Below are 21,600 nucleotides of genomic sequence, written 5' to 3'. Positions count from 1 at the left end.
AGGCCGGCTACTTCATGGTGGCCGGCTACCTGCTCGTCGTGACCGTGGTGGGAACCGTGACCCTCGCCGCCCGGCGTCAGCCGCAGTCGACGCCGGGCGGCGGGTCGCCGGGGACCACACCGGGCACCGACGAGGTCGTCGTCGGCGCCGACGTCACCGGCGGCGTGTCGACCGGCGCGCCGTCGTCGTCCGAGGTCGGCGCGCCGACGCCGTCGTAGTCGGCGCCGGTCACGAGCACCACCCCGCCGGGGCCCATCGACGGGTCCTCCACCAGCTCGGCCCCGGCGGCCAGGTGCTCGGCCACGGCCTCCGCCTCGGCGACCGCGCCGGTCGGGTAGTACACGACGGTCGCCGCGATGGTCTCGTCCCAGTCGCCCGTGCCGAGGACGGTGAACCCGTCGTCCTCCAGGGCGGCGGCGGCGTCGGCGGCCTGGCCGGTCACGCTCGTGCCGTTCATCACCCGCACGGCGACGCTCTCGGGCTCGGCCGCCGTCACCCCGGTGGTCGGCGCCGTCACCTGCACGGCCGACTCGGGCGCGGGCGTGGACCGCACGGCGGTGAAGTCGTCCCCGGTGGTGAGCACCACCTCGGAGCCGTCGAGGCTGGCGTCGGGCACCACGACGGCCCCGGCGGCCAGGTAGCGGGCCACGAGGGCGGCGGACGGCTCGGCGCCGGGCGCGTGGCGGACCTCGGTCCGCTCGGCGTGCTCGTCGGCGTCGCCCACGCCGCTCACGAGGAAGCCCCGGTCGCCGAGGTCGTCGGCCACGTCGGCCGCCTGGTGCTCGGCGCCCGAGCCGTTCAGCACCCGCACGGTGACCGCCTCGGGGGCGAGGGCGCCGGGCGGCAGGCCCCGGAACACGTTGAGCTCGTCCTGGGCCTCGGCGGTCAGGAGGCGGAGCACGTAGGCCTCGCCGACGACGTCCTCCTCCACGGGGAGGCGCAGGGTGGTGATCTGGTCCGCGGTGATCGACCGGAAGCGCCGGGCCAGGGCGAGCAGCTCGCCGTCGGAGAGGCCCGGGTCGACGCCGACGTTGTCGAGGCCGACGTCGATCAGCCGGTTCAGGGTGACCGGGTTGGTGAGGCCCCGGTCCCTGGCCCGCTCGAGGGCCCGGAAGATGAACGCCTGCTGGCGGCTGATGCGGCCGTGGTCGCCGCTCGGGTCGGTCGTCCAGCCGTCGTCGTCGGTCAGGTACTCGTAGTGCCGGCTGCGGGCGAAGGCGAGGGCCTGGTCGGGGTCGAGGGTGACGCAGCCGCTCGGCACGTCGAGGCCGGAGTGCTCGTCGCGCGCCGGCGCCTCGAAGTACATGGGGACGCCGTCGAGGGCGGCCACCAGGCCCTTGAACCCGGCGAAGTCCACCTCCACGTAGTGGTGGACGGGGATGCCGAAGTCCTCCTCGATGGTGTCGACCAGCACGTCCCGCCCGAGGCTGTAGGCGGTGTTGATGCGGTTCGGGTCGTCCTGGCCGGCGATCGGCACCCACAGGTCGCGGGGCAGGGACAGCAGGGTCACGTGGGTGGAGCGGGGGTCGACGCGGGCGAGCACGATCGTGTCCGAGCGCCGGCCGCCGGACTCGCCGTTCAGGAACGCGCCGGCGTCGGGGTCGTCCTCGTCGACGGTCTCGCGGCTGTCCGAGCCGACCAGCAGGAAGTTCTCGGGCTCGCCGTCGCCGGCGTCCGCGAGGTCGCCGACGTCGCCCAGCCGGTCGACCCGGCTCAGCTTCCACGCCACGAACCCCAGCGCCCCGGCGCCGAGCACGCACATCGCGGTGAGGACGGCGCCGGTGCCGAGGAGGAGTCGCTGGGGCCACGACCGGCGCGCGCGGGCTCTGGCTCCACGGGCTGCCATGACGGGAGGCGAGCCTACCAACGGGTAGGCCCGCCGCCGTGTCACACCGGCCGCGGCTCCTTCGGCAGCCCGAGCACGCGCTCGCCGACGATGTTGCGCTGGATCTCGGCCGTGCCGCCCCAGATCGTCTCGGACCGGGAGAAGAAGAACGATGCCTGGAGGGGGCTCACCGGGTAGTCCTCCCGGCCCCGCCGCCGGCCCACGCCGGGCACGAACTCGTCGCCGGCCGAGCCGGTCAGCACCTGTCCGTCCATCCCGAGGATGTCGATGGCCAGCTCCATGACGTCCCGGTGGTACTCGGACCAGAACATCTTGTTGGTGGCGCCGAGCGCGGCCACCCCGGGATCCGTGCCGCCGAGGGCGACGGTCAGGGTGCGCAGCCCGTTGACCCGCATGATCTGGACCTTCGACCAGGCGGCGGCCAGCCGCTGGCGGACGAGGGGGTCGGCGGCCTTCCCGTTGGCCCTGGCCGCGTCCATGATCTGGTCCAGCTCCCGCTCGAAGCGCCGGTGGCTGGTGGTGGCCGACGAGCCCCGCTCGAAGCCGAGCGTGGTCATGGCCACCTTCCACCCGTCGTTCACGCCGCCGACCACGTTGCCGGCGGGGCAGCGGGCGTCGGAGAAGAACACCTCGTTGAACTCGGCCGAGCCGTCGGGCTGGACGATCGGGCGGACCTCGATGCCGGGCTGGCGCATCGGGACGAGCAGGTACGAGATGCCCGCGTGCCGGGGCGCGTCCGGGTCGGTGCGGGCCAGCAGGAAGACGTAGTCGGCGTACTGGGCCTGGGTGGTCCACACCTTCTGGCCGTTGACGACCCACTCGTCGCCGTCGAGCACGGCCCTGGTCTTCAGCGACGCCAGGTCCGAGCCGGCCTCGGGCTCGGAGAACCCCTGGCACCAGCTGATCTCGCCCCGCAGGATCTTCGGGAGGAACTCCCTCTTCTGCTCCTCGGTCCCCCACTGGAGGATGGTCGGGCCGACGAGGGTGTCGCCGAAGAAGTCGGCCCGCATCGGCGCGCCGGCCCGCGCGAACTCCTCGTTCAGCACCACGCTCTCGAGCACGGACAGGCCCTTGCCGCCGTACTCCTCCGGCCAGGACGCGCAGATCCACCCGCCCTCGTGGAGCTTGCGGGTCCACTGCTCGTTGAAGCGCTCGCGGGCGTCGCCCTCGAGGCGGAAGCCGTCGTCGAACCAGCCCTCGGGCAGGTTGTCCTCCAGCCACGCCCGGATCTCGGCTCGGAACCGCTCGGCCTCGGGCGGGTAGGTGAGGTCCATCCCCCCATCTTGGCGGGACGCCGTGCCCGGTGGACGGCGAGACCCGGTCCGGCGCCCCCGGGACGAGCCATCGCCGTCCCGCTCGGAGGTGTCCGGCTTCCAGACCCTAGGCTTCCGCCATGCCGAGCCGTTGGACGTTCCAGTGGCGGGAGCTCTACGACGAGGTCGTCACCTCGGGGCTGTGCACGGGCTGCGCCGGCTGCGTGGTCGCCTGCCCCCATGAGGTCATCGGCTACCGCCACGTGCCCGGCCCCCAGGGGTACAAGCCGTTCCACCTGGAGGAGGAGCTCGGCCCGGACGACTGCGTGCACGGCCAGCGGGGCTGCACGTCCTGCACCAGGGCGTGCCCCCGGTTCCGCATGTGGGAGCCGGAGGCCGACGAGCACCTGTTCGGCCGGGTGCGGGGCCCCGAGGAGGTGTCCGGCATCTACTCGGACATCCTCCTCACGAGGGCGAGCGACGAGATGGTCCACCGCATGGGCCAGGACGGCGGGCTGGTGTCCGCCTTCCTCGTCTGGGCGCTCGAGAACGACTACATCGACGCCGCCCTCGTCTCCTACCTGGAGGGCGACGGCTCGTCGTGGAAGGCCGTCCCCGGCGTTGCCGCCACCAAGGAGGAGATCCTCGCGTCGGCCGGCAGCCGCTACACGTACTCCGCCAACACGCTGGCCGTGAAGGACGCGCTGGCCGCCGGCCACAGCCGGCTGGCCCTCGTGGGGATGAGCTGCCAGTCGTCGGTGCCGCCGGTGATGTGGAGCCGCAAGGTCGGCAAGGCGGGCAAGCCGTTCCTGTTCAACATCGGCCTGCTGTGCTCGAAGACCTTCGACGACTCGATCTTCGAGGAGCTGTTCGAGGCGAAGTACGGCCTGCGCCGCGAGGACATGGCGAAGGTCAACATCAAGGGCGTGTTCCAGGTGTGGATGCGCAACGGCGACTACCACGAGATCCCGCTGAAGGAGTGCCACGCCTGGACGCGGGACGGGTGCAAGCTCTGCCCGGACTTCGCCGCCGAGCACGCCGACATCTCGACCGGCGGCATCGGCCGGTTCAACGACTGGACGCTCACGATCGTCCGCACCGACCTCGGGCGGGAGGTGGTCACCAGGATGATCGCCGACGGCAGCCTCCAGGCCCGCCCCGGCGACGACGACCCCGGCGCCATCGCCCTGCTCCACAAGCTGGCCACGAGGAGCCGCAAGCGCTGGCCGGCGACGGCCGTCGAGCCGCCCCGCCGCCTCCCGCCCCCCGACCCCGAGCCGGCCCCGACCGCCGCGCCCGCGCCGGCCTGACCCGCTACCCCTCGGTCGTCGCCGTGGTCGAGGACGAGCCCTCGGCCGGGAGCGGGCCCTCGACGCCGCACTGGGCGAACAGGTCGGTGAGCTCGGGCGGCACCTCGCCGCCGTCCTCCTCGAGGGCGTCCTCGATCTCCTTGAACCGGTCGAACTCGACCTCTTCGGTGATGCGGTCGTAGGTGCAGGTGCAGACGTCCTCGGCGGCGTCGGCGCCCACGCACCCCTCGACGAAGTTGTCCCGCACCTCGTCGCCGTAGGCCGTCGGCTCCTGGCCGGTGCACGCGCCGAGCGCGAGCACCGCGGCCACCATGGCACCGGCGAGGCGGGTCGGTCGCGTCAACGGTCCTCCTCAGTCGTCACCGGACCCGTCGACGCTAGCCGGTGGCCCGTCGAGGGTGAGGACGCCGGACAGCATCCGGCCGGTCACCCGGACCCGCCGCTCGCTCCACCGCACCGACCCGGCCTCCTGCACGTCCTCCAGGTCGGCCAGCTCGAGGTTGACGACGGCGACCGCCGGCGGGCCGCACTGGGGCGGGAACGACTCCAGCAGCGCGTCGCACAGGTAGGTGCCGTTGGCGTCGGAGACGACGAGGCCGTCGACGGTCACGGTGGCGCCGCCCTCGGCCTCGAGCGCGGCGGCGATCGTCGTCGTCCCGCCGCCGTCGCCGTCGTCGCCGCACCCCGCAGAAGCGAGCGCCAGCGCCGCCGCCACCACCGCCAGCCGGGCCGTCGACCTCACCATCGGACCATCCTCCCCGATACGCTCGCCCCACCGTCGCCCACCCCCCGGAGGGACCATGCCCGAGGCCGTGATCGTCGCCGCCGCCCGCACCGCCGTCGGCCGGGCCTTCAAGGGCTCGCTGGTGGACGCCCGCCCCGACGACCTGAGCGGCCACGTCGTGCGGGCGCTCATGGACAAGGTGCCCGAGGTGGACCCGGCGTCGATCGGCGACGTGCTCTGGGGCTGCGCGCTCACCCACCACGAGCAGGGCATGAACGTCGCCCGCCAGGTCGGCCTGCTCGCCGGCCTGCCCGACACGGTGCCGGGCACGACCGTGAACCGCTTCTGCTCCTCGTCGCTGCAGACCATCCGCATGGCCTTCCACGCCGTGAAAGCCGGCGAGGGCGACACGTACGTCGCCGGCGGGGTCGAGAGCGTCACCCGGTGCGGCGGCAAGGGCCTCGACCGCGAGGACCTCAACCCCCGCTTCACCGACGAGGACCGCGACGACTTCGTCAACCACGTCTACATCCCGATGGGCGAGACGGCCGAGAACGTGGCCGAGAAGTTCGGCGTCACCAGGGAGCGGATGGACGAGTACGCCAAGCTCAGCCAGGACCGGGCGGTCGCCGCTCAGGCCGCCGGCGTGTTCGACCGGGAGATCGTGCCGTGGACGAGGCCGGACGGCACCGTCGTCGACCGGGACGACGGCCCCCGCCCCGGCACCAGCCTGGAGAAGCTGGCCGGCCTGGCCCCGGCCTTCCGCCCCGACGGCCGGGTCACGGCCGGCAACTCCTGCCCGCTGAACGACGGCGCGGCCGCCGTGCTCGTGATGAGCGAGGAGCGGGCCCGCTCCCTCGGCCTCACCCCGCTCGCCAGGATCGTCGCCTCGGCCGTGTCCGGGCTCGCCCCGGAGATCATGGGCGTCGGCCCCATCGAGGCCTGCCGCAAGGCGCTCGACCAGGCCGGGATGAAGATCACCGACGTCGACGTCGTCGAGCTCAACGAGGCCTTCGCCGCCCAGGTGCTGCCGGTGTGCGACGAGGTCGGCATCTCGGTCGAGGACCAGCTCAACCCCCACGGCGGCGCCATCGCCCTCGGGCACCCGTTCGGCATGACCGGCGCCCGCATCATGACCACCCTGCTCAACGACCTCGCCACCCTCGATCGCTCGATCGGCCTGGAGACGATGTGCGTGGGCGGTGGGCAGGGCATGGCGATGATCGTCGAGCGCCTGGCCTGACCCGGTGGACCCGGGGCCGCTCCGGGACGCCCTGACCCTGCTCCTCGGGGTGGCGACCGGGATGCTGTCTGGCCTGTTCGGCGTGGGTGGCGCGGTCATCTCCACGCCGGGCATCCGGGCCCTCGGCGCGACCGCGCTCACCTCGATCGGCACCACCCTTCCGTCGATCATCCCGAGCAGCGCCAGCGGGACGTTCCGCTACGCCAGGGAGGGCCTGATCGACTGGCGGGCCGTCGGCTTCACGGCGCCGATCGGGGTCCTCGCCGCCATCGGCGGGTCGCTCCTCTCCGAGGTCGTCCCCGGCGAGGGGCACCTGCTCATGCTGGCGACGGCCGCCCTCCTCGGCGTGAGCGCCCTGCGCATGGGCCGGGCCCGGCAGGCCGCGCCCGTGCCCGTCCCCGAGGGCGGCAGCGAGGAGGACACGGTCGCCGCGCCCGACGAGCCCGGCGTGGCCGCCGAGGCGCCAGAGCGGGCCAGGCCGGGCCGGTTCGCCGTCGTCGGCCTGATGGCCGGCACCCTGTCCGGCCTGCTCGGCATCGGCGGCGGCATCGTGATGGTGCCGGGGTTCAGCCAGTACGCGGGGCTCGGCGTGAAGCGGGCCATCGCCACCTCGCTCGTGTGCGTCGGGCTGTTCGCCGTGCCGGGGACGGTCACCCACGCCGCCCTCGGCAACATCGACTGGCGCTTCGCGCTGTGGCTCGCCGTCGGCGTCGTCCCCGGCGCCTGGCTCGGCGCCCACGTCGCCTCGGGCACCTCCGACCGGCGGCTGCGCCTCGTGGTGTCCGGGTTCCTCGGGCTGACGGCGGTCGGCTACGCCGCCGGGGAGCTCATCGCCCTGCTCGACTGAGCTCCCTGGCCCGCTCGAACACGGCGTCGAGCATCGGCTCGGTGAGCTTGCCGGTGAACGTGTTCTGCTGGCTCACGTGGTAGCTGGCGATGAGGTGGCGCCCGCCGGGCAGGGCGACCTCGACGCCGTGGCCGAACCGGGGGCGGGGCCGCAGCCCGAGGATCGAGGCGGCCACCCCGAACCCGAAGCCGCCGAGGGCGACGATCACCCGCCAGGGCAGCACCTCGAGCTCCCTCGCCAGGTACGGCCGGCAGGTGTCCCGCTCGGTGGTGGTCGGCTTGTTGTCGGGCGGGGCGCAGCGGACGGCCGCCGTCACCCACGCCCCGGTGAGCCGGAGCCCGTCGTCGCGGTGGACGCTGGTCGGCTGGTTGGCGAACCCGGTGCGCCACATCGACGCGTACAGCCAGTCCCCGGACCGGTCGCCGGTGAAGATGCGCCCGGTGCGGTTGCCGCCGTGGGCGGCAGGCGCGAGGCCGACGACGACCACGCTCGCCGCCGGGTCGCCGAAGGCCGGCACCGGCCGCCCCCAGTACGCCTCGTCGCGGAAGGCGGCCCGCTTCTGCGTCGCCACCAGCTCCCGCCAGGCGACGAGGCGGGGGCAGGCCCGGCAGACGGTGATCCGGGCCTCCAGGGCGTCCAGCTCGTCCCGGGCGTCCACCGCGCCAACGTACCGGTAGCTTGACGGGTCACATGCCCCGCCGTGCCCAGCCCCGCCCGACGCTCGTGCTGTTCGTCCGCCACGGCCAGACGCCGACCACCGGGCAGACCCTGCCGGGCCGGGCGCCGGGCCTGCACCTGGCCGACGCCGGGCGCCAGCAGGCCGACGCGGTGGCGGCCAGGATCGCGGCCCTGAAGCAGGTCGACGCCGTCTACGCGTCGCCCCTCGAGCGGACCAGGGAGACGGCGGCGCCGATCGCCAGGGCGAGGAAGCTGAAGGTGACCGTCGAGCGGGGCCTCCTCGAGTGCGACTTCGGGGACTGGACGGGCGCCGAGCTGAAGGGGCTGCGGAAGCTGCCCGAGTGGGGCACCGTGCAGCGCTACCCGAGCGGGTTCCGGTTCCCGGGCGGCGAGTCGTTCGCCGAGCTCCAGGCGAGGATGGCGGGCGCCGTCACCCGGCTGCGCGAGCGCCACCCCGGCGGGGTCGTCGTCGCCGTGTCCCACGCCGACCCGATCAAGGCGGCCGTGGCCGACGCCCTCGGCACCCACCTGGACCTGTTCCAGCGCATCGTCGTGTCGCCGTGCTCGGTCACCGCGGTCGCCTACGGCGCCGGCGGCCCCACCGTCCTCACCGTGAACAGCACCGGCGGCGAGCTGACCGGGCTGGTGGCGAGTTGAGCCGGTCCTTCGACGTCCCGAGCCCGGACCGGTTCACGGCCGGCACCGTCGGCGAGCCCGGCCACCGCGTCTTCTACCTCCAGGCCGGGTCGGCGTCCGGCGACGTCACCCTGCGCCTGGAGAAGACCCAGGTGGCGGCGCTGGCCGAGTTCGTGGGCGACCTGCTCGCCGACCTGCCCCCGGTGCCGCCCTCCGAGCGGCCCGGCCCCGCCGACCTCGCCCTCCGCCAGCCGGTGGAGGACGAGTGGGTGGTGGGCAGCATCGGCGTCGCCTACGACGAGGACGAGGACCGGGTCGTGCTCGTCGTCGAGGAGCTGGGCGAGGACGACGAGGACACGGCCACCGCCCGCTTCCGGCTGACCAGGGCGCAGGCCGCGGCGTTCGTGGAGCACGCGAGGGAGCTGGTGGCCGCCGGCCGCCCGCCCTGCCCGTTCTGCGGCCGGCCGCTCGATCCGGAGGGTCACGTGTGCCCCCGCAGCAACGGCCACCTGGCGACCTGACCGACCAGGCCGCCGTCCTCGAGCTGCTCGCCACCGGCGACGTCGAGGTCAGGGGGCGCATGCCGTGGTCGTCGAACGCCACCATGCTCGTCGAGGTGTCGGCCGGCGACCGGGCCATGCTCGGCGTCTACAAGCCGACGAGGGGCGAGCGCCCGCTGTGGGACTTCCCGGCCGGGCTCGGGCGCCGGGAGGTGGCCGCCTGGCTCGTGTCCGAGGCCCTCGGCTGGGGGCTGGTGCCGGCCACGGTGTGGCGGGACGGGCCGATGGGCGAGGGGTCGGTGCAGCGCTTCGTCCCGGCCGACTTCGAGGAGCACTACTTCTCGCTCTACGAGGACCCGGCCCACCACGACGCCCTGCGGCGGATCTGCGCCTTCGACCTCGTCCTCAACAACACCGACCGCAAGAGCGGCCACTGCCTGCTCGGCGAGGACGGCCGCATCTACGCCATCGACAACGGGCTGTCGTTCTCCCGCATGCCGAAGCTGCGCACGGTCATCTGGGAGTTCGCCGGCGAGCCGGTCCCGGCCCCCCTCGTCGAGGACGTGCGGGCCGTGGCCGAGGCGCCCCCGCCCGGCCTGCACGCGCTGCTGGAGCGGGGCGAGGTCGACGCGTTCGTGAAGCGGGCCAGGGCGCTCGTGCGCCGGCCGGTGTTCCCCGAGGACCCGACCGGCCGCCACTACCCCTGGCCCCTGGTGTGAGCAGGCGGCCGAGGGAGGACGACGTCCTCGACCGCCTGGTCGACCTCGGCGACCTCGACGAGCTGGTGCGGGAGATCGACCGGCGCTGCGACCGGCGGGACTGGGACGGGCTCGTCCGCCTGCGGGACCGGAGCCGGGCGGCCCTCCAGCGGGGCAAGCAGCTGTGGCCGGCGGCGGCCCACGCCGAGTACCGCCTGGCCCTCGAGGCGCCCGGGCCGTGGGCGGCGGCGGTGCTCGTCGAGGGCGCCGGCCGGTTCACGCTCGGGCCGCTGCCCGAGGTGGCGGCGTCGGCCCACGCCTGGTCCGAGCTGCGGCCCCACCTCTCCCCCGGCCCGCTCGCCACGGTGTGCGGGCACGAGCGGGTGGTGAGGGGCGACGACCTGACCGGCGACCCGCTGCTCGACCCGGCCGTCCTCGACCTGCCGCCCGTGCTCGCCGCCTGGGAGCCCGCCTACCCGGTCGCCAGCTACCGGGCCGCGACCGCCGACTTCCCGACCCCGGACCTGCCGCGGCCGGTGCCGGTGGCGCTGCCGGCCGCCGGCCGGCCGGTGGACGACCCCACCGCCTGCGACGCGCTGGTGGAGCTGGCGAGGGCATGGACGGCCGAGTCGAACGGCCGGGCCGAGGCGGTGTGCGTCGAGGGCCGGGCCGCCGCCGCCGTCGCCCGCCTCGGCCCGCCCAGGGCGAGGATGGCCGAGCTGACGCCGGCGCAGGGGATGGCGGCGATGGCGTGGACGGCGGCGAGCGGCGGCGCGCACGGCCGCCGCCGGGGCATGGCGACGGGCCGGTTCGGGGCGTGGTGGGCGGCCGCCGCGCTGTGCGGGATGGTCGACGACTGGCCGGTCGACCCCGCCGACCTCGGCGCCGCCGTGGCCGAGCTGCGCTGGTGGTCGTGGGACGCCGACGAGCCGATCACCGGCTGGTCGCTCCACCTCGCCGTCGAGGACCCGGCCGACGGGCTCGCCTGGGCCGTCGTCGCCACCGACGCCGCGTAGCCGGGCGCGGCCGGCCTACGGGCCGAGGACGCGGTCGAGGTAGGGGTTGGCGAAGCGGCGGTCGGGGTCGAGGCGGTCCCTGACGCGCGCGAAGTCGTCCCAGGCGGGGTACCTCGGGACCAGGGCTCGCGCCGTCTGGTAGTGGAGCTTGCCCCAGTGGGGGCGGCCGCCGTAGTCGTCCATGATCGCCTCGACGCCCGCGAAGTACTGGTCGTGCGGGGTGCCGCGGTAGGTGTGGACGGCGATGTAGCCCGAGTCCCGGCCCGACGCCGTGCTGAGCGGGATGTCGTCGGCCGCCGTCACCCGGACCTCGACGGGGAAGCTGAGCTGGATGCCGAGCCGGTCGACGAGGGCCCGCACCCGGTCGAGGGCCTCGCCGAGCGCCTCCCGGGGCACGGCGTACTCCATCTCGCAGAACCGCACCAGCCGGGGGCTCGTGAACACCCGGTCGCTGCGGTCCGAGTAGTCGATCGTGCCGGTCGACGGCACCAGCTTGGCCAGCCGGGGGATCCACGACGGGCGCAGCCGGCCCAGCCGGCACATGGCCCCGAAGGCCACGTTGGACAGCAGCACGTCGTCGCGCCACTCGGCCCACCGGGACCGGGGCACGGCCGCCTCGGCCGTCCTCGTGTTGCGCTTGGTCAGCGCCCAGCGGGTGTGGGGCACCCAGTAGAGCTCGGCGTGGTCGGCGCTGGCGAAGAACCCGTCGAGGTCGGCCATCACCTCCTCCATCCGCATGGGCGCCTCGACGGCGTGGACGGTGAAGGCCGGGTCGCACCGCAGGGTCAGGGTCGAGACGATCCCGAGCGCGCCGAGGCCGACCCGGGCCGCCGACCACACGGCGGGCTCGGCGTCGGCGGAGCAGTCGAGCACCGACCCGTCGGCCAGCACGAGGCGCATGGCGGTGATGCCGGCGGCCAGGCCCCGGTAGGCGAGGCCGGTGCCGTGCGTGCCCGTCGACGTGGCGCCGGCGACGGTCTGGTAGGCGACGTCGCCCAGGTTCTCGAGCGCGAGGCCCCGGGCCGCCAGCTCGTCGTTCAGGCGGGCGAGGGTGATGCCGGCCTGGACGGTGACCGTGCCGGCCGCGGGGTCGGTCGACAGCACCCGGCCGTAGCCGTCGAGGTCGACGAGGACGCCGTCGGTGCAGGCGATGTCGGTGAACGAGTGGCCGCTGCCGACCACCTTGACCCGCCGGTCGGCGTCGGCCGCGGCCAGCACGAGGCCGACGAGCTCGTCCTCGGCCGCCGGGTGGGCGATCTCGGCCGGCGAGCACGACTGGTTGCCGGCCCAGTTGCGCCACGAGCGCCGGCCGGCGAGGGCGGGCACGCCGACCGCGCCGCTACTGGCGGGCCTGGATGGCCTCGATCAGCTTCGGGACGACCTTGTGCACGTCGCCGACGATGCCGAGGTCGCTGATCGAGAAGATGGGCGCCTCGGGGTCCTTGTTGATGGCGACGATGTGCTTGGACCCCTTCATGCCGACCATGTGCTGGGTGGCGCCGGAGATGCCGACGGCGATGTAGACGTTCGGCTTCACCACCTTGCCGGTCTGGCCCACCTGGTAGGCGTAGGGCACCCAGCCGGCGTCGACGATGGCCCGCGACGCGCCCGGCGCGCCCTTCAGCAGCCGGGCCAGGGTCTCGACCATGTCGTACTTCGACGGGTCGCCGAGGCCCCGCCCGCCGGAGACGACGACGGCGGCCTCGTCCAGGCGGGGCCCGCTCGCCTCCTCGATGTGGCGGTCCTTCACCCGCGCCCCGCCGGCCCGGCCGGTGTCGGGCACCTCGACGGTGACGACCTCGGCCGGCCCCCCGCCCGACTCCTCGGCCGCGAAGGACTTCGGCCGGAACGTGGCGAGGTGGGGCGGCTCGCACCGGAACGCGGTGCGCACGATCGTGTTGCCGCCGAAGATCGGCTCGGAGACGACGACCTGGTCGCCGTCGACCTCGATGCCGGTGTTGTTGGTGACGACCGGGCGGTCGAGGGCGACCGACAGCCGGCCGGCCACGTCGCGGCCGTCGTAGGTGGTGGCGAACATGATCAGGTCGGGCGCCTCGCCCGCCTGCACCCGCGCGGCCATCGCCGCCGCCACCGGCACGCCCATCAGCGCGCCGCCGAGGTCGCCGGTGGTGTAGACGCGGGAGGCGCCGTGGGCGCCGAGCACGCCGGCGACGGCGTCGGCGTCGCCCCCGCCGAAGAACGCCTCGACGGTGCCGGCCAGCCGCCTGGCCTCGGACAGCATCTCGAGGGTGGTGGCGTGGACCTTGCCCTCCACCGCCTCGGCGAACACCCACACGCGGGACAGGCTCATCTCACAGCACCTTCAGGCTCTCGAGGAACTGGACGATCTTCACGTGGCCCTCGCCGTCGTCCTCGACGACCTCGCCGGCCTCCCTGGCCTCGGCCGGGGCCACCTCGACGATCTCCTGGCGGGCGCCGGCCCACCCGACCTGGCCGGCGTCGAGGCCGAGGTCGGCGACGGTCAGCTGGTCGACCGGCTTGTTCTTCGCCGCCATGATCCCCTTGAACGACGGGTAGCGGGGCTCGACCACGCCGGCCGTCACCGACACGACGGCGGGCAGCGGGCACTCGACCTCGTCGTAGCCGGCCTCGGTCTGCCGGCGGACGTGGACGACGCCGTCGCCCACCTCGACGTGCTTGGCGAAGGTCACCGACGGCAGGTCGAGCAGGGCGGCGAGCTGCTCGGGCAGGGTGCCCGTGTAGCCGTCGGTGGACTCGGTGGCGGTGATCACGAGGTCGGCGTCCTCGACCCGGCGCACGCAGGCGGCCAGCACCTTGGCCGTCTCGAGGGCGCCCGAGCCGGCGAGGGCCGGGTCGCTCACCAGGATGGCCCGGGCGGCGCCCATGGCGAGGCCGGTGCGGATCCCGCCGACCTCGTTGTTGGGGGCCATGGACACGAGGGTCACCTCGCCGCCGCCGGCCGCGTCGACCAGCTGGAGGCCCATCTCGACGCCGTAGCTGTCGGACTCGTCGATGATCAGCTTGCGATCCCGCTTCAGGGTGTGGTCCTGGGGGTCCAGGGCGCCCGGGTCGGCCGGGTCCGGGATCTGCTTGACGCAGACGACGACGTTCATGGCGGGGAATCGTGGCACCGGCCGGGAGACCGGCCAAATCCGGTACGGTCCGGCCCACCGTGAAGCTCCTGCTCCTGGTCAACGCCTCCGCGTCGTCGGTCACGGCCAGGAGCCGGGTGGTCATCCAGAAGGCGCTCTCGGCCGACCACGAGGTCACCGTGGCCGAGACCAGCCGGCGCGGCCACGCCGCCCGGCTGGCCCAGGGGTCGGCGGCCGCCGGCACCGACGTGGTCGTCGTCCTCGGGGGCGACGGCACCGTGAACGAGGCCGCCAACGGGCTGGCCGGCACGGCGACGGCGCTGGCCGCCCTGCCCGGCGGGTCGACGAACGTGTTCGCCCGCACCATCGGCCTGCCCAACGACCCGATCGAGGCCACCGGGGCGCTGCTCGACGGCCTGGCCAGGGGCCGGGTCCGCCGCGTCGGGCTCGGTTCGGTGAACGGGCGCTACTTCCTGTTCCACACCGGCCTCGGCTTCGACGCCGCCGTCGTCGCCCAGGTCGAGCGGCGGGCGTCGCTCAAGCGCTACGCCGGCCACCCGCTGTTCGTGTGGGCCGGGTTCACGACCTGGTTCCGCCACTACGACCGGAGCCGGCCCCGGCTCGCCGTCCACCACGCGGACGGCACGGTGGTCGACGACGCCTACCTGGCCATCTGCTGCAACACCAACCCGTACACGTACCTGGGGAACCGGCCGCTGAACCTGGCCCCCGAGGCCACCCTCGACCGCGGCCTCGCCGTCGTCGCCATCCGCACCATGCGCTTCACGCGGATGCTCGGGCTGATCGCCTCGCTGCTCGGCTCGGGCGACCGCATCCGCACCTCACGCTGGGTCGACTACCGCACCGACGTGGCCTCCTTCGAGGTGACCGGCCACGGGCCGTTCCCCTACCAGGTGGACGGCGACCACCTCGGCGACACCACCCACCTCCGCGTCCGCCACGTGCCCGAGGTGCTCGACCTGGTCCTCCCCTAGGAGGGAGCGCCGGGCCGGCCCGCTAGGGCAGGTTTCGGCGGATGTCGTTCGGGTCGCAGTCGCAGGTGTCGGTGCCGGTGCCGCCGTCGGCCAGGTCGGCCCTGCCGTCGAGGGCGTGGAGCGCGTCGGTGTCCTGGTGGCCGTAGAGCTCGTCGACCCCGGCCCCGCCGGTCAGGTCGTCGTCGCCCTCGTCGCCCTCCAGGCGGTCGTTCCCCTTGCCGCCGTTCAGCGTGTCGTTGCCGTCGAGGCCGCGCAGCTCGTTGGCCTTGCCGTTGCCGGTGAGGCGGTCGTTGCCCTTCGACCCGGTGACGTCCTCGATGTCGCCGCCGACGTTGTCCTTCTCGCCGGCCTCGCCGTCGTTGGCCCGGCCGTCGAGGGTGACGGTCACGCCGAGCGTGCGGGGCAGGTAGGTGACGATGTCGTGCCCGTCGCCGCCCCGCAGGGTGTCGCGGCCGTCGGCGTTGGCGCCGGTCTCGAACATGTCGTCGCCGCCGTTGCCGTTGCAGACGTCGGTGCCGTAGAAGCCGTTGATGTCGTCGGCGCCCGGCCCGCCGTGGATCACGTCGTCCTCGGTGCCGCCGTCGAGCTTGGACAGGCCGACGGCCGGGCCGCCGAGGCCGCCGTAGATCGTGTCGAAGCCGGCCTGAGCGTAGATGTTGACGGCCTGCGGGTAGCCGGTGGCGTCGATCACGTCGTCGCCCCGGGAGGCGAACACGTCGAGGATCTCGACGCCGGCCATCGTGATGTCGACGTCGGCGCCGTCGGCCTCGTCGGCGTTCAGGTTCAGGCCGGCGTCGGACGCCGTGAAGTGCTCGTTGTCGTAGCTGCCGTAGATGATGACCCGGTCGTCGACGCCGGGGCCGAGGTCCACCTGCACCTCGATCTCGTCGCTGTCGCCGGGCTCGTCGGTGGCGCCCGGGCCGAGGGGGCCGTCGGCGATGTCGATCGTCAGCTCCTGGCGGCCGTCGCCGCCGGTGGCGACGATGAGGTCGGTGTTGGTGACGGTCGCCGGGGTGGCGCCGTCGGAGCACAGCCGGAAGTCGAAGGACAGGTCGCCGTTGGCCTGGGTGAAGATCGGCACCACGTCGAGGGCCTCGGGCAGCGAGACGGTCATCGTCCCGGTGGCGAGGTCGAACGAGCAGGAGGCGGCCGCGCCGGCCGGCGGGGCGGGGAGGGCGATCCCGGCCGAGGCGGCGAGGACGGCGGCGGCGACCAGGGCGCGACGACGGACGGCGGTGCTCATGGGAGCCGCGTCGGACGCGGCCGCTCAGAGTTGAGCGGCGTCCACCACCTGCCGGGCCACGTCGGGCACGTTGGTGACGATGCCGTCGACCCCGGCGGCGACGAGCTCGGCCATGCGCACCGGGTCGTCGACCGTCCAGACGTTGACGGCCAGCCCCGCGTCGTGGGCGGCGGCGACCAGGCCGGGGTCGGCCATCCCCGCGTGCGGGTGCACGGCGGCGCAGCCCCGCCGGGCGGCGGCCGCCACCAACCGGGCCGGGTCGTCGAGGAGGAACGCCAGCAGCGCGGTCGGCACGCCGGGCGCGGCCGCCCGCACGGCGTCGACGGCCGCCCAGTCGAACGACGACACGAGCACCTCGTCCCGCCCGCCCCGCTCGTCCAGCACGGCGAGGACGGCCGCCGCCGTGCGGGCGTGGCCCTTCACCTCGACGTTCACCCCCATGCCGGTGCAGGCGTCGAGGGCCGCCGGCAGCAGCGGCACGTGGGCCGGCAGGTCGGCGGCGGCCAGGTCGGCCAGCGCCCGGCCGTCGCCGAGCAGCGGGTCGTGGTGGACGCCGAGCGCGCCGTCGGCCAGCAGGTGGACGTCGAGCTCCACCCAGTCGGCCCCGAGCTCCCGGGCGGCGACGAACGCCTCGACGGTGTTCTCCCGGTGGGCCGCCGACGCCCCCCGGTGGGCGATAACGAGGGTCATGGCGCCAGCAGCTCGGCGGGCACGCCGGCCGCCGCCCACACCTCGCCCGGCACGTCGTGGGTGACCGAGAGCAGGGCCAGGGACCGCTGCACGACGGCGCGGGCCTGCGCAGGGGTCACGTCCCGGTCGACGAGGGCCAGGCGGGCCCGCAGGACGGCCCCGGCCACCGACCGGTCCTCCTGCCGGGCCAGCACCCGCTCCAGGTGGTCCGCCTCCTCGGCCCGCCGGCCGGCGACCTGCGCGGTCGCCACCGCCACGGCCCCGTCGACGCCCCGCCGGAGCAAGACCTCGACCACCTCGGTCGCCTCCCGGTAGCGGCGCTGGCGCCGCCGCCAGGACGACGTCGAGATCAGCACCCTCGGCAGCTCCAGCAACCCGACGGCGACGAACCCGACGGCCAGCCCGAGGTCGTGCCGGGACGACCAGGCGGCGACCGCCCCGGCCGCCACGACGACGGCCCCGACGGCGGCGATGCCGACCTGGGGCGGGGCGTGGCGGTAGCGCCGGAACAGGGCCTGGAGGGCGACGAGCCCCGTGCCGACCGCCACGGCCGCACCGGCCGGCCCGTCGAGGGGCAGGGCGACGACCGTGCCCGTGAAGGCGGCGGCGGCCAGGGCGAACCAGTAGAGGCTCCTGGTCTGGGGCCAGAGGACGGGCGAGAGCCGGGCGTCGATGGACTGGTCGAGGCGGATCCAGTCGTAGCCGAGCAGCAGGGCGGAGGCGGCGAGGATGCCGGCGGCCAGGCCCCTCGGGCGGGCCGACCAGGCGAGCGCGGCACCGGTCGGGTCGCCGATCGAGGCGACGAGCCCCAGGGTGAGGGCGAGCGCCAGCGCCACGAGGGCCATCGTGAACGCCGCCCTCGCCTCGCTCGTGCGGCCGTACTTGAAGTCGGTCTTGGTGGCGATGTTGTGGATCTCGCTCGGCAGCGACGCGTACAGGTCGGCCCGCTCCTCCCCGGCCCGGCCCCTCCACCGGGCGTCCCAGGCCGCCGGCGCGTCGGCGCTGATCGACAGGAAGAACAGGCGCGACGACGGCGACCCGGCGCCGGCCCACCGGCGGGGCAGGCTCACGTTGGGCCCGAGGGCGAGCACGAGGAGCAGGACGGTCAGCAGCGACAGGAGGAAGAAGGCGACGAGGAACACGGCCGGCAGGTGCACGGCGCCGTCGAGGTCGTAGCGGGTGTCGAGCACCTCGGGCCCGGTGGCGAACGAGATGGCCCCCGTGGTCAGGAAGGCGATCGCCGTCAGGAACCGCCCGACCTTGTCGTCCTGGTGCTTGGTGGCGTCGAGGACCTCGTCGTAGCTGCGGAGGATGACGTCGAGGTCGTCGCCGCTCATGGCCGCGGGGAGCGGCCTCCTCCGTCGCCCCCGCCGACGTCGCCGCTCGGGACGCCGGGGGGCGGCAGCTCGCCGTGCACCCGGACGACGCTCTCCAGCAGGCCGACCGCCGTGGCCGTGAACTTGGCGAGCGCCTGGCGGCCGAGGGGGTTGGCGAGGGTGAGCACGCGGGCCCGGTGGAAGTAGGTGGTCAGCTGGCGCCACCACCAGCCGTCGTCGCCGAGGCCCTCGGCGGTGTGGGCGTCGTCGGTGGCGGTGCCGAACTTGCGCACCTGGTAGGCCCGCTCGCCGACCAGCCACCGGAGGGCGGCGGCCGCGCTGCGCTCGACGTCGTAGTCCTCGCCCGGCACCGGCGGGGCACCGTCGGGCGGGGACGGCAGGGCGGTCAGGTAGTGGTCGAGCCAGGCCGCCGGCCAGCCGTCGGCGGCCAGCTCGGCCCGCACCGCCCGGTCGGCCTCGGCCACGGCGGCCGGGGTGACCGGCGAGCCGAGCAGGTCCTCGAGAGGGATGCCGAGGCGGACGGCCGCGCCGACCTCGATGCGGGCGCCCCGGCTGTACATCCAGTCCGGCGCGAGCACGACCCGGTCGGCCCGCTCCTCGAGGAGGGCCGTCCAGAACGCGTTGTACTGGTCCTGGGTCCAGGCCCCGTGACGCAGGCGGGCCGGGTTGGCCACGAGCTCGGGCGCCAACCGCTTCCTCGCGATCTCGGCGTGCCGGTCGGCGTCCTCCTCGTTCGGCTCGATCACCTCCCGGCGCCACGTGGCCGCGTGGTCGCGGCGCAGCTCGGGCAGGGTGCAGCCCAGCCGGCGGAGGAGGGCGAGCTCCCGCCGGCCGGACGTGATCGGCGTGCTGAGGTAGGCGATGCGGCTGTCGCCGCTCAGCACCTCGAAGGCCTGGAGCAGCAGCCGGGTCTCGTCGAGCGCCTGCATCGGACCGGTCACCTCGTCGGGTCGTCCGTCGTCGTCTGGCTCCCTGGCGATCCCCAGACGATACGCCTGCGGCGGCGACCGGCCGGGGACGGCGCCCGAACGAATGCTTGCAGAAGTGAGCGATCCCCGGTACCCTGACCGAACCCTTCGGGTGCGCTGTTCTTTCTCCTCCCTTGTGAACGCAGTCACGAACTCCGTGGAGGCTCCGTGGCACTGAGCTCCAGTCATCTCCTGGCCATGGCGGCCGAACGGGACGACTGGCGCGACCAGGCGGCCTGCCGGGACACCGACCCCTCCCTGTTCTTCCCCGTCGGGACGACGGGCCCCGCCATCGAGCAGATCGAGACGGCGAAGGCCGTGTGCCGGGCCTGCGTGGTGCAGACCGAGTGCCTCGACTTCGCCCTCACCACCCACCAGGACTGCGGCGTGTGGGGCGGCACCTCCGAGGAGGAGCGGCGGGCCATCCGCCGCAAGGCCCGCCTGGCCCAGCGCCGGGCGTCCTGATCAGGCGAGGCCCCGCACCGGCACCTGCAGCTGGACCACGGTCCCGCCGAGGTCGCCGCCGTCCATCGTGATCTCGCCGGCCAGCTCGGTCGTCACGAGCGTGCGGACGATCGACAGCCCGAGCCCGGTGGACCCCTCGAGCGAGAACCCCTCGGGCAGCCCGGCGCCGTCGTCCACCACCCGCACCCGCAGGTCGTCGCCGAACCGCTCGAGGTGGACGGTGACGTGGCCGGCCAGCACCGGCCCGGCGTCCTCGGGGAACCCGTGCTCGACGGCGTTCTGGAGCAGCTCGGTGAGCACGACGGCGAGCGGGGTGGCGATGGTGGACGGCAGGTGGCCGGCGTCGCCCTCGACCGAGATCAGCACCGGCCGCTCGGGCGACAGCAGGCCCTCCTCGACGATGCGCACGAGCGGCCGCACGATCTCGACGAAGGGCACGTCCTCCCCCGGCTCCCTCGACAGGATGTCGTGCACCAGCGCGATCGACCGGATGCGGCGCACGGACTCGTCGACCGCCGCCTTGGCCTCGGGCGACGCCAGCCGCCTGGCCTGGAGCCGCAGCAGGGCCGACACCGTCTGGAGGTTGTTCTTCACCCGGTGGTGGATCTCGCGGATGGTGGCGTCCTTCGACAGCAGCATCCGGTCCCGGCGCCGCAGCTCGGAGATGTCGCGCATGAGCACGACCCCGCCGGTGACCGTCCCGTGCTCGAGCAGGGGGACGCAGCGGACGACGACGGTGACGTCGTTGCCCGGCTCCAGCTCGGCGGTGACCGGCGCGGCGATGGCGAACGCCTCCCGCACCGGTGCCTCGTCGAGGCCGACCTCGCCGAGGCGCATGCCCTCCGTGTTGGCGTGCACGCCCATGCGGTGCAGGGCCGACACGGCGTTGGGCGAGGCGTAGGCGACCCTGGCCGTCTCGTCGAGCACGAGCACGCCGTCGCCCACCCTGGGGGTGACCTCGCTGACCGCGTCCTCGGTCGAGAACGGGAACTCGCCGGACACGATCATGCGGGCCAGGCGGTTGTAGATCTCGACGTAGGCCCGCTCCAGGTCGCCGTGCTGGCGGACCATGATCGGGGCCGACTCCCTGGTGAGCACGGCGAGCAGCCGGCCCCGCCACTTCACCGGGATGCACTGGACCCTGACGACCTCGCGGATCTCGGGGACGGTCATGTCGCCCTCGATGATCTCGGCCAGGCGGAAGGCCCTCGCCAGCAGCGGCCGCTCGACCTCGTCGACCAACCGGCCGACCCAGTCGTCCCGGTAGAGCGTCTGGCTCGTGGTCGGGCGCACCTGGCCGAGGACGACGTAGCGGCTGTGGGCCGTGTCCCGCACCGGGGCGAGGAGGAGCAGGTCGGCGAAGCAGAAGTCGGCGACCAGGCCCCAGGAGGCGACCAGGCGCTGGAGGTGGGCGACCTCCCCCGGCTCCAGGTCGGTCGTCTGCCGGGCGAGCTCGGCGAGGCTGGCCATCGGCGCCGAATCTAGGGCCGGTCCCCGGTGGCGGCCGTGGCGCCGCCCCGCCGGGTGTCGGCGGCCGCCGACCCTCCCGGCACCACCGAGTGCACGCCGCCGAAGTACATGTTCGGCCCGTCCCACTCGTTGACCGGCCACCGGGCCCGCAGGGCGGCGATGGCGGCCGCCGGCCACCCCGGCTCGGCCTGGACCGCGGTGCCGTCCCAGTGCAGCCGGGGGGCGGCGACGGCCTCGGCCACGTCGAGGCCGAGGGCGACGACGGACAGCACGACCTGGAACACGGCCGTGCGGATGCGCTTGCTGCCGCCGCTGCCGAGGGCGAGGACGGGCGAGCCGTCCGGCCCGAGCACGACCGACGGCGCCATCATCGACCCGAGCCGGTGGCCGGGCGGGTCGAGGTGGAACCCCTCGGGGTGCAGGTCGTCCTCGCCGAGCATGTTGTTCAGCAGGATCCCGGTGCCGGGGACGACGTAGCCGCTGCCCTCCCCGTTCGAGGTCGTCATGGCGGCGACGTTCCCCTCGGCGTCGGCCACGCTCACGTGGGTCGTCCCCCTCGTCACCACCCGCCCGGACGCCTCGCCGGCCACCATCGCCCCGACCAGCG

At 74.6% G+C, this 21,600-nt stretch carries 23 protein-coding genes; 9 read left to right on the top strand and 14 right to left on the bottom strand.

The annotated features are described in order from the left end of the window. Positions 1-76 precede the first annotated feature (76 nt). Both VGB14_03245 and VGB14_03240 read right to left on the bottom strand, forming a co-directional pair. A complete protein-coding gene (locus VGB14_03245; protein ID HEX9991923.1) occupies positions 77-1,846 on the bottom strand; it encodes an LCP family protein in 1,770 nt (589 codons plus the stop codon). A gap of 41 nt (positions 1,847-1,887) precedes the next feature. Beyond that, positions 1,888-3,120, bottom strand: a complete 1,233-nt coding sequence (locus tag VGB14_03240; protein HEX9991922.1) for an acyl-CoA dehydrogenase family protein — start codon at positions 3,118-3,120, stop codon at positions 1,888-1,890. Between the two features lie 119 nt (positions 3,121-3,239). Here VGB14_03240 and VGB14_03235 point away from each other — a divergent pair, with 119 nt between their 5' ends. Then, a complete protein-coding gene (locus VGB14_03235) occupies positions 3,240-4,409 on the top strand; it encodes a Coenzyme F420 hydrogenase/dehydrogenase, beta subunit C-terminal domain (GenBank protein ID HEX9991921.1) in 1,170 nt (389 codons plus the stop codon). 4 nt (positions 4,410-4,413) lie between these two features. Here the strand turns inward: VGB14_03235 and VGB14_03230 are convergent, their stop codons facing one another. Beyond that, the gene (locus VGB14_03230; GenBank protein HEX9991920.1) at positions 4,414-4,752 is read right to left on the bottom strand and encodes a hypothetical protein; all 339 of its coding nucleotides are present in this window, start codon (positions 4,750-4,752) and stop codon (positions 4,414-4,416) included. A gap of 9 nt (positions 4,753-4,761) precedes the next feature. Further along, positions 4,762-5,154, bottom strand: coding sequence for a hypothetical protein (locus VGB14_03225; protein HEX9991919.1), 393 nt, complete (start codon positions 5,152-5,154; stop codon positions 4,762-4,764). Positions 5,155-5,209: 55 nt separating this feature from the next. Here VGB14_03225 and VGB14_03220 point away from each other — a divergent pair, with 55 nt between their 5' ends. Both VGB14_03220 and VGB14_03215 read left to right on the top strand, forming a co-directional pair. Further along, positions 5,210-6,376 carry an acetyl-CoA C-acyltransferase gene (locus tag VGB14_03220; protein ID HEX9991918.1) on the top strand — a complete coding sequence of 389 codons (1,167 nt, stop codon included), beginning with the start codon at positions 5,210-5,212 and terminating at the stop codon, positions 6,374-6,376. A 4-nt stretch (positions 6,377-6,380) separates the two neighbouring features. After that, positions 6,381-7,223, top strand: a complete 843-nt coding sequence (locus tag VGB14_03215; GenBank protein ID HEX9991917.1) for a sulfite exporter TauE/SafE family protein — start codon at positions 6,381-6,383, stop codon at positions 7,221-7,223. Here VGB14_03215 and VGB14_03210 read toward each other — a convergent pair. Continuing rightward, complete coding sequence (locus VGB14_03210; GenBank protein ID HEX9991916.1) at positions 7,204-7,881, bottom strand: uracil-DNA glycosylase; 678 nt, start codon at positions 7,879-7,881, stop codon at positions 7,204-7,206. The genes VGB14_03215 and VGB14_03210 overlap by 20 nt on opposite strands. A gap of 32 nt (positions 7,882-7,913) precedes the next feature. Between VGB14_03210 and VGB14_03205 the strand changes: the two genes are divergently transcribed. From VGB14_03205 to VGB14_03190, 4 genes are read left to right on the top strand one after another with little or no spacing between them, the layout of a single operon-like run. Further along, positions 7,914-8,558 (top strand): MSMEG_4193 family putative phosphomutase, encoded by a 645-nt coding sequence (locus VGB14_03205; protein HEX9991915.1) that lies wholly within the window; start codon positions 7,914-7,916, stop codon positions 8,556-8,558. Continuing rightward, positions 8,555-9,058 carry a DUF3090 family protein gene (locus VGB14_03200; GenBank protein ID HEX9991914.1) on the top strand — a complete coding sequence of 168 codons (504 nt, stop codon included), beginning with the start codon at positions 8,555-8,557 and terminating at the stop codon, positions 9,056-9,058. Before VGB14_03205 ends, VGB14_03200 begins: the two co-directional genes overlap by 4 nt. Continuing rightward, complete coding sequence (locus VGB14_03195) at positions 9,025-9,756, top strand: SCO1664 family protein (GenBank protein ID HEX9991913.1); 732 nt, start codon at positions 9,025-9,027, stop codon at positions 9,754-9,756. Before VGB14_03200 ends, VGB14_03195 begins: the two co-directional genes overlap by 34 nt. After that, positions 9,753-10,751: a hypothetical protein gene (locus VGB14_03190; GenBank protein ID HEX9991912.1), complete on the top strand. Its 999-nt coding sequence runs from the start codon at positions 9,753-9,755 to the stop codon at positions 10,749-10,751. Before VGB14_03195 ends, VGB14_03190 begins: the two co-directional genes overlap by 4 nt. 15 nt (positions 10,752-10,766) lie before the next feature. Here the strand turns inward: VGB14_03190 and VGB14_03185 are convergent, their stop codons facing one another. From VGB14_03185 to VGB14_03175, 3 genes are read right to left on the bottom strand one after another with little or no spacing between them, the layout of a single operon-like run. Further along, a complete protein-coding gene (locus VGB14_03185; GenBank protein HEX9991911.1) occupies positions 10,767-12,077 on the bottom strand; it encodes a D-arabinono-1,4-lactone oxidase in 1,311 nt (436 codons plus the stop codon). 13 nt (positions 12,078-12,090) lie between these two features. After that, positions 12,091-13,062, bottom strand: a complete 972-nt coding sequence (locus VGB14_03180; protein ID HEX9991910.1) for an electron transfer flavoprotein subunit alpha/FixB family protein — start codon at positions 13,060-13,062, stop codon at positions 12,091-12,093. A gap of 1 nt (position 13,063) precedes the next feature. Beyond that, positions 13,064-13,846, bottom strand: a complete 783-nt coding sequence (locus tag VGB14_03175; protein HEX9991909.1) for an electron transfer flavoprotein subunit beta/FixA family protein — start codon at positions 13,844-13,846, stop codon at positions 13,064-13,066. A 59-nt stretch (positions 13,847-13,905) separates the two neighbouring features. Between VGB14_03175 and VGB14_03170 the strand changes: the two genes are divergently transcribed. Further along, entirely contained in the window at positions 13,906-14,820 is a 915-nt protein-coding gene (locus VGB14_03170; protein ID HEX9991908.1) for a diacylglycerol kinase family protein, read from the top strand. Between the two features lie 22 nt (positions 14,821-14,842). On the opposite strand, the gene VGB14_03165 is transcribed toward VGB14_03170, so the two are convergent. The 4 genes from VGB14_03165 to VGB14_03150 are packed head-to-tail and all read right to left on the bottom strand — an operon-like array spanning position 14,843 to position 19,031. Beyond that, entirely contained in the window at positions 14,843-16,063 is a 1,221-nt protein-coding gene (locus tag VGB14_03165) for a calcium-binding protein (protein ID HEX9991907.1), read from the bottom strand. Between the two features lie 24 nt (positions 16,064-16,087). Beyond that, positions 16,088-16,753, bottom strand: coding sequence for a glycerophosphodiester phosphodiesterase (locus VGB14_03160; protein HEX9991906.1), 666 nt, complete (start codon positions 16,751-16,753; stop codon positions 16,088-16,090). Then, positions 16,750-18,090: a hypothetical protein gene (locus tag VGB14_03155; GenBank protein ID HEX9991905.1), complete on the bottom strand. Its 1,341-nt coding sequence runs from the start codon at positions 18,088-18,090 to the stop codon at positions 16,750-16,752. Before VGB14_03155 ends, VGB14_03160 begins: the two co-directional genes overlap by 4 nt. Continuing rightward, positions 18,087-19,031, bottom strand: a complete 945-nt coding sequence (locus VGB14_03150) for a DUF4406 domain-containing protein (protein ID HEX9991904.1) — start codon at positions 19,029-19,031, stop codon at positions 18,087-18,089. Before VGB14_03150 ends, VGB14_03155 begins: the two co-directional genes overlap by 4 nt. Before the next feature lie 225 nt (positions 19,032-19,256). Here VGB14_03150 and VGB14_03145 point away from each other — a divergent pair, with 225 nt between their 5' ends. Then, a complete protein-coding gene (locus VGB14_03145) occupies positions 19,257-19,523 on the top strand; it encodes a WhiB family transcriptional regulator (GenBank protein ID HEX9991903.1) in 267 nt (88 codons plus the stop codon). Here VGB14_03145 and VGB14_03140 read toward each other — a convergent pair whose 3' ends face one another. Both VGB14_03140 and VGB14_03135 read right to left on the bottom strand, forming a co-directional pair. Further along, positions 19,524-20,993 (bottom strand): histidine kinase N-terminal domain-containing protein, encoded by a 1,470-nt coding sequence (locus VGB14_03140; protein ID HEX9991902.1) that lies wholly within the window; start codon positions 20,991-20,993, stop codon positions 19,524-19,526. A gap of 11 nt (positions 20,994-21,004) precedes the next feature. Next, positions 21,005-21,600: gamma-glutamyltransferase (locus VGB14_03135; GenBank protein HEX9991901.1), on the bottom strand; the 596-nt coding region annotated here is incomplete at its 5' end.

This window comes from Acidimicrobiales bacterium (assembly GCA_036399815.1).
In the GTDB taxonomy this organism is placed as follows: domain Bacteria; phylum Actinomycetota; class Acidimicrobiia; order Acidimicrobiales; family DASWMK01; genus DASWMK01.
Note: the sequence above shows the minus strand (reverse complement) of the source record. Positions and strands in the feature narration are given on the sequence as shown.

What these genes read in the sequence shown, in the direction of transcription:
- VGB14_03245 (HEX9991923.1), bottom strand. Translation starts at nt 1,846, where the DNA reads ATGGCAGCCCGTGGAGCCAGAGCCCGCGCGCGCCGGTCGTGGCCCCAG.
- VGB14_03240 (HEX9991922.1), bottom strand. Translation starts at nt 3,120, where the DNA reads ATGGACCTCACCTACCCGCCCGAGGCCGAGCGGTTCCGAGCCGAGATC.
- VGB14_03235 (HEX9991921.1), top strand. Translation starts at nt 3,240, where the DNA reads ATGCCGAGCCGTTGGACGTTCCAGTGGCGGGAGCTCTACGACGAGGTC.
- VGB14_03225 (HEX9991919.1), bottom strand. Translation starts at nt 5,154, where the DNA reads ATGGTGAGGTCGACGGCCCGGCTGGCGGTGGTGGCGGCGGCGCTGGCG.
- VGB14_03220 (HEX9991918.1), top strand. Translation starts at nt 5,210, where the DNA reads ATGCCCGAGGCCGTGATCGTCGCCGCCGCCCGCACCGCCGTCGGCCGG.
- VGB14_03205 (HEX9991915.1), top strand. Translation starts at nt 7,914, where the DNA reads ATGCCCCGCCGTGCCCAGCCCCGCCCGACGCTCGTGCTGTTCGTCCGC.
- VGB14_03180 (HEX9991910.1), bottom strand. Translation starts at nt 13,062, where the DNA reads ATGAGCCTGTCCCGCGTGTGGGTGTTCGCCGAGGCGGTGGAGGGCAAG.
- VGB14_03175 (HEX9991909.1), bottom strand. Translation starts at nt 13,846, where the DNA reads ATGAACGTCGTCGTCTGCGTCAAGCAGATCCCGGACCCGGCCGACCCG.
- VGB14_03165 (HEX9991907.1), bottom strand. Translation starts at nt 16,063, where the DNA reads ATGAGCACCGCCGTCCGTCGTCGCGCCCTGGTCGCCGCCGCCGTCCTC.
- VGB14_03160 (HEX9991906.1), bottom strand. Translation starts at nt 16,753, where the DNA reads ATGACCCTCGTTATCGCCCACCGGGGGGCGTCGGCGGCCCACCGGGAG.
- VGB14_03155 (HEX9991905.1), bottom strand. Translation starts at nt 18,090, where the DNA reads ATGAGCGGCGACGACCTCGACGTCATCCTCCGCAGCTACGACGAGGTC.
- VGB14_03145 (HEX9991903.1), top strand. Translation starts at nt 19,257, where the DNA reads ATGGCGGCCGAACGGGACGACTGGCGCGACCAGGCGGCCTGCCGGGAC.
- VGB14_03140 (HEX9991902.1), bottom strand. Translation starts at nt 20,993, where the DNA reads ATGGCCAGCCTCGCCGAGCTCGCCCGGCAGACGACCGACCTGGAGCCG.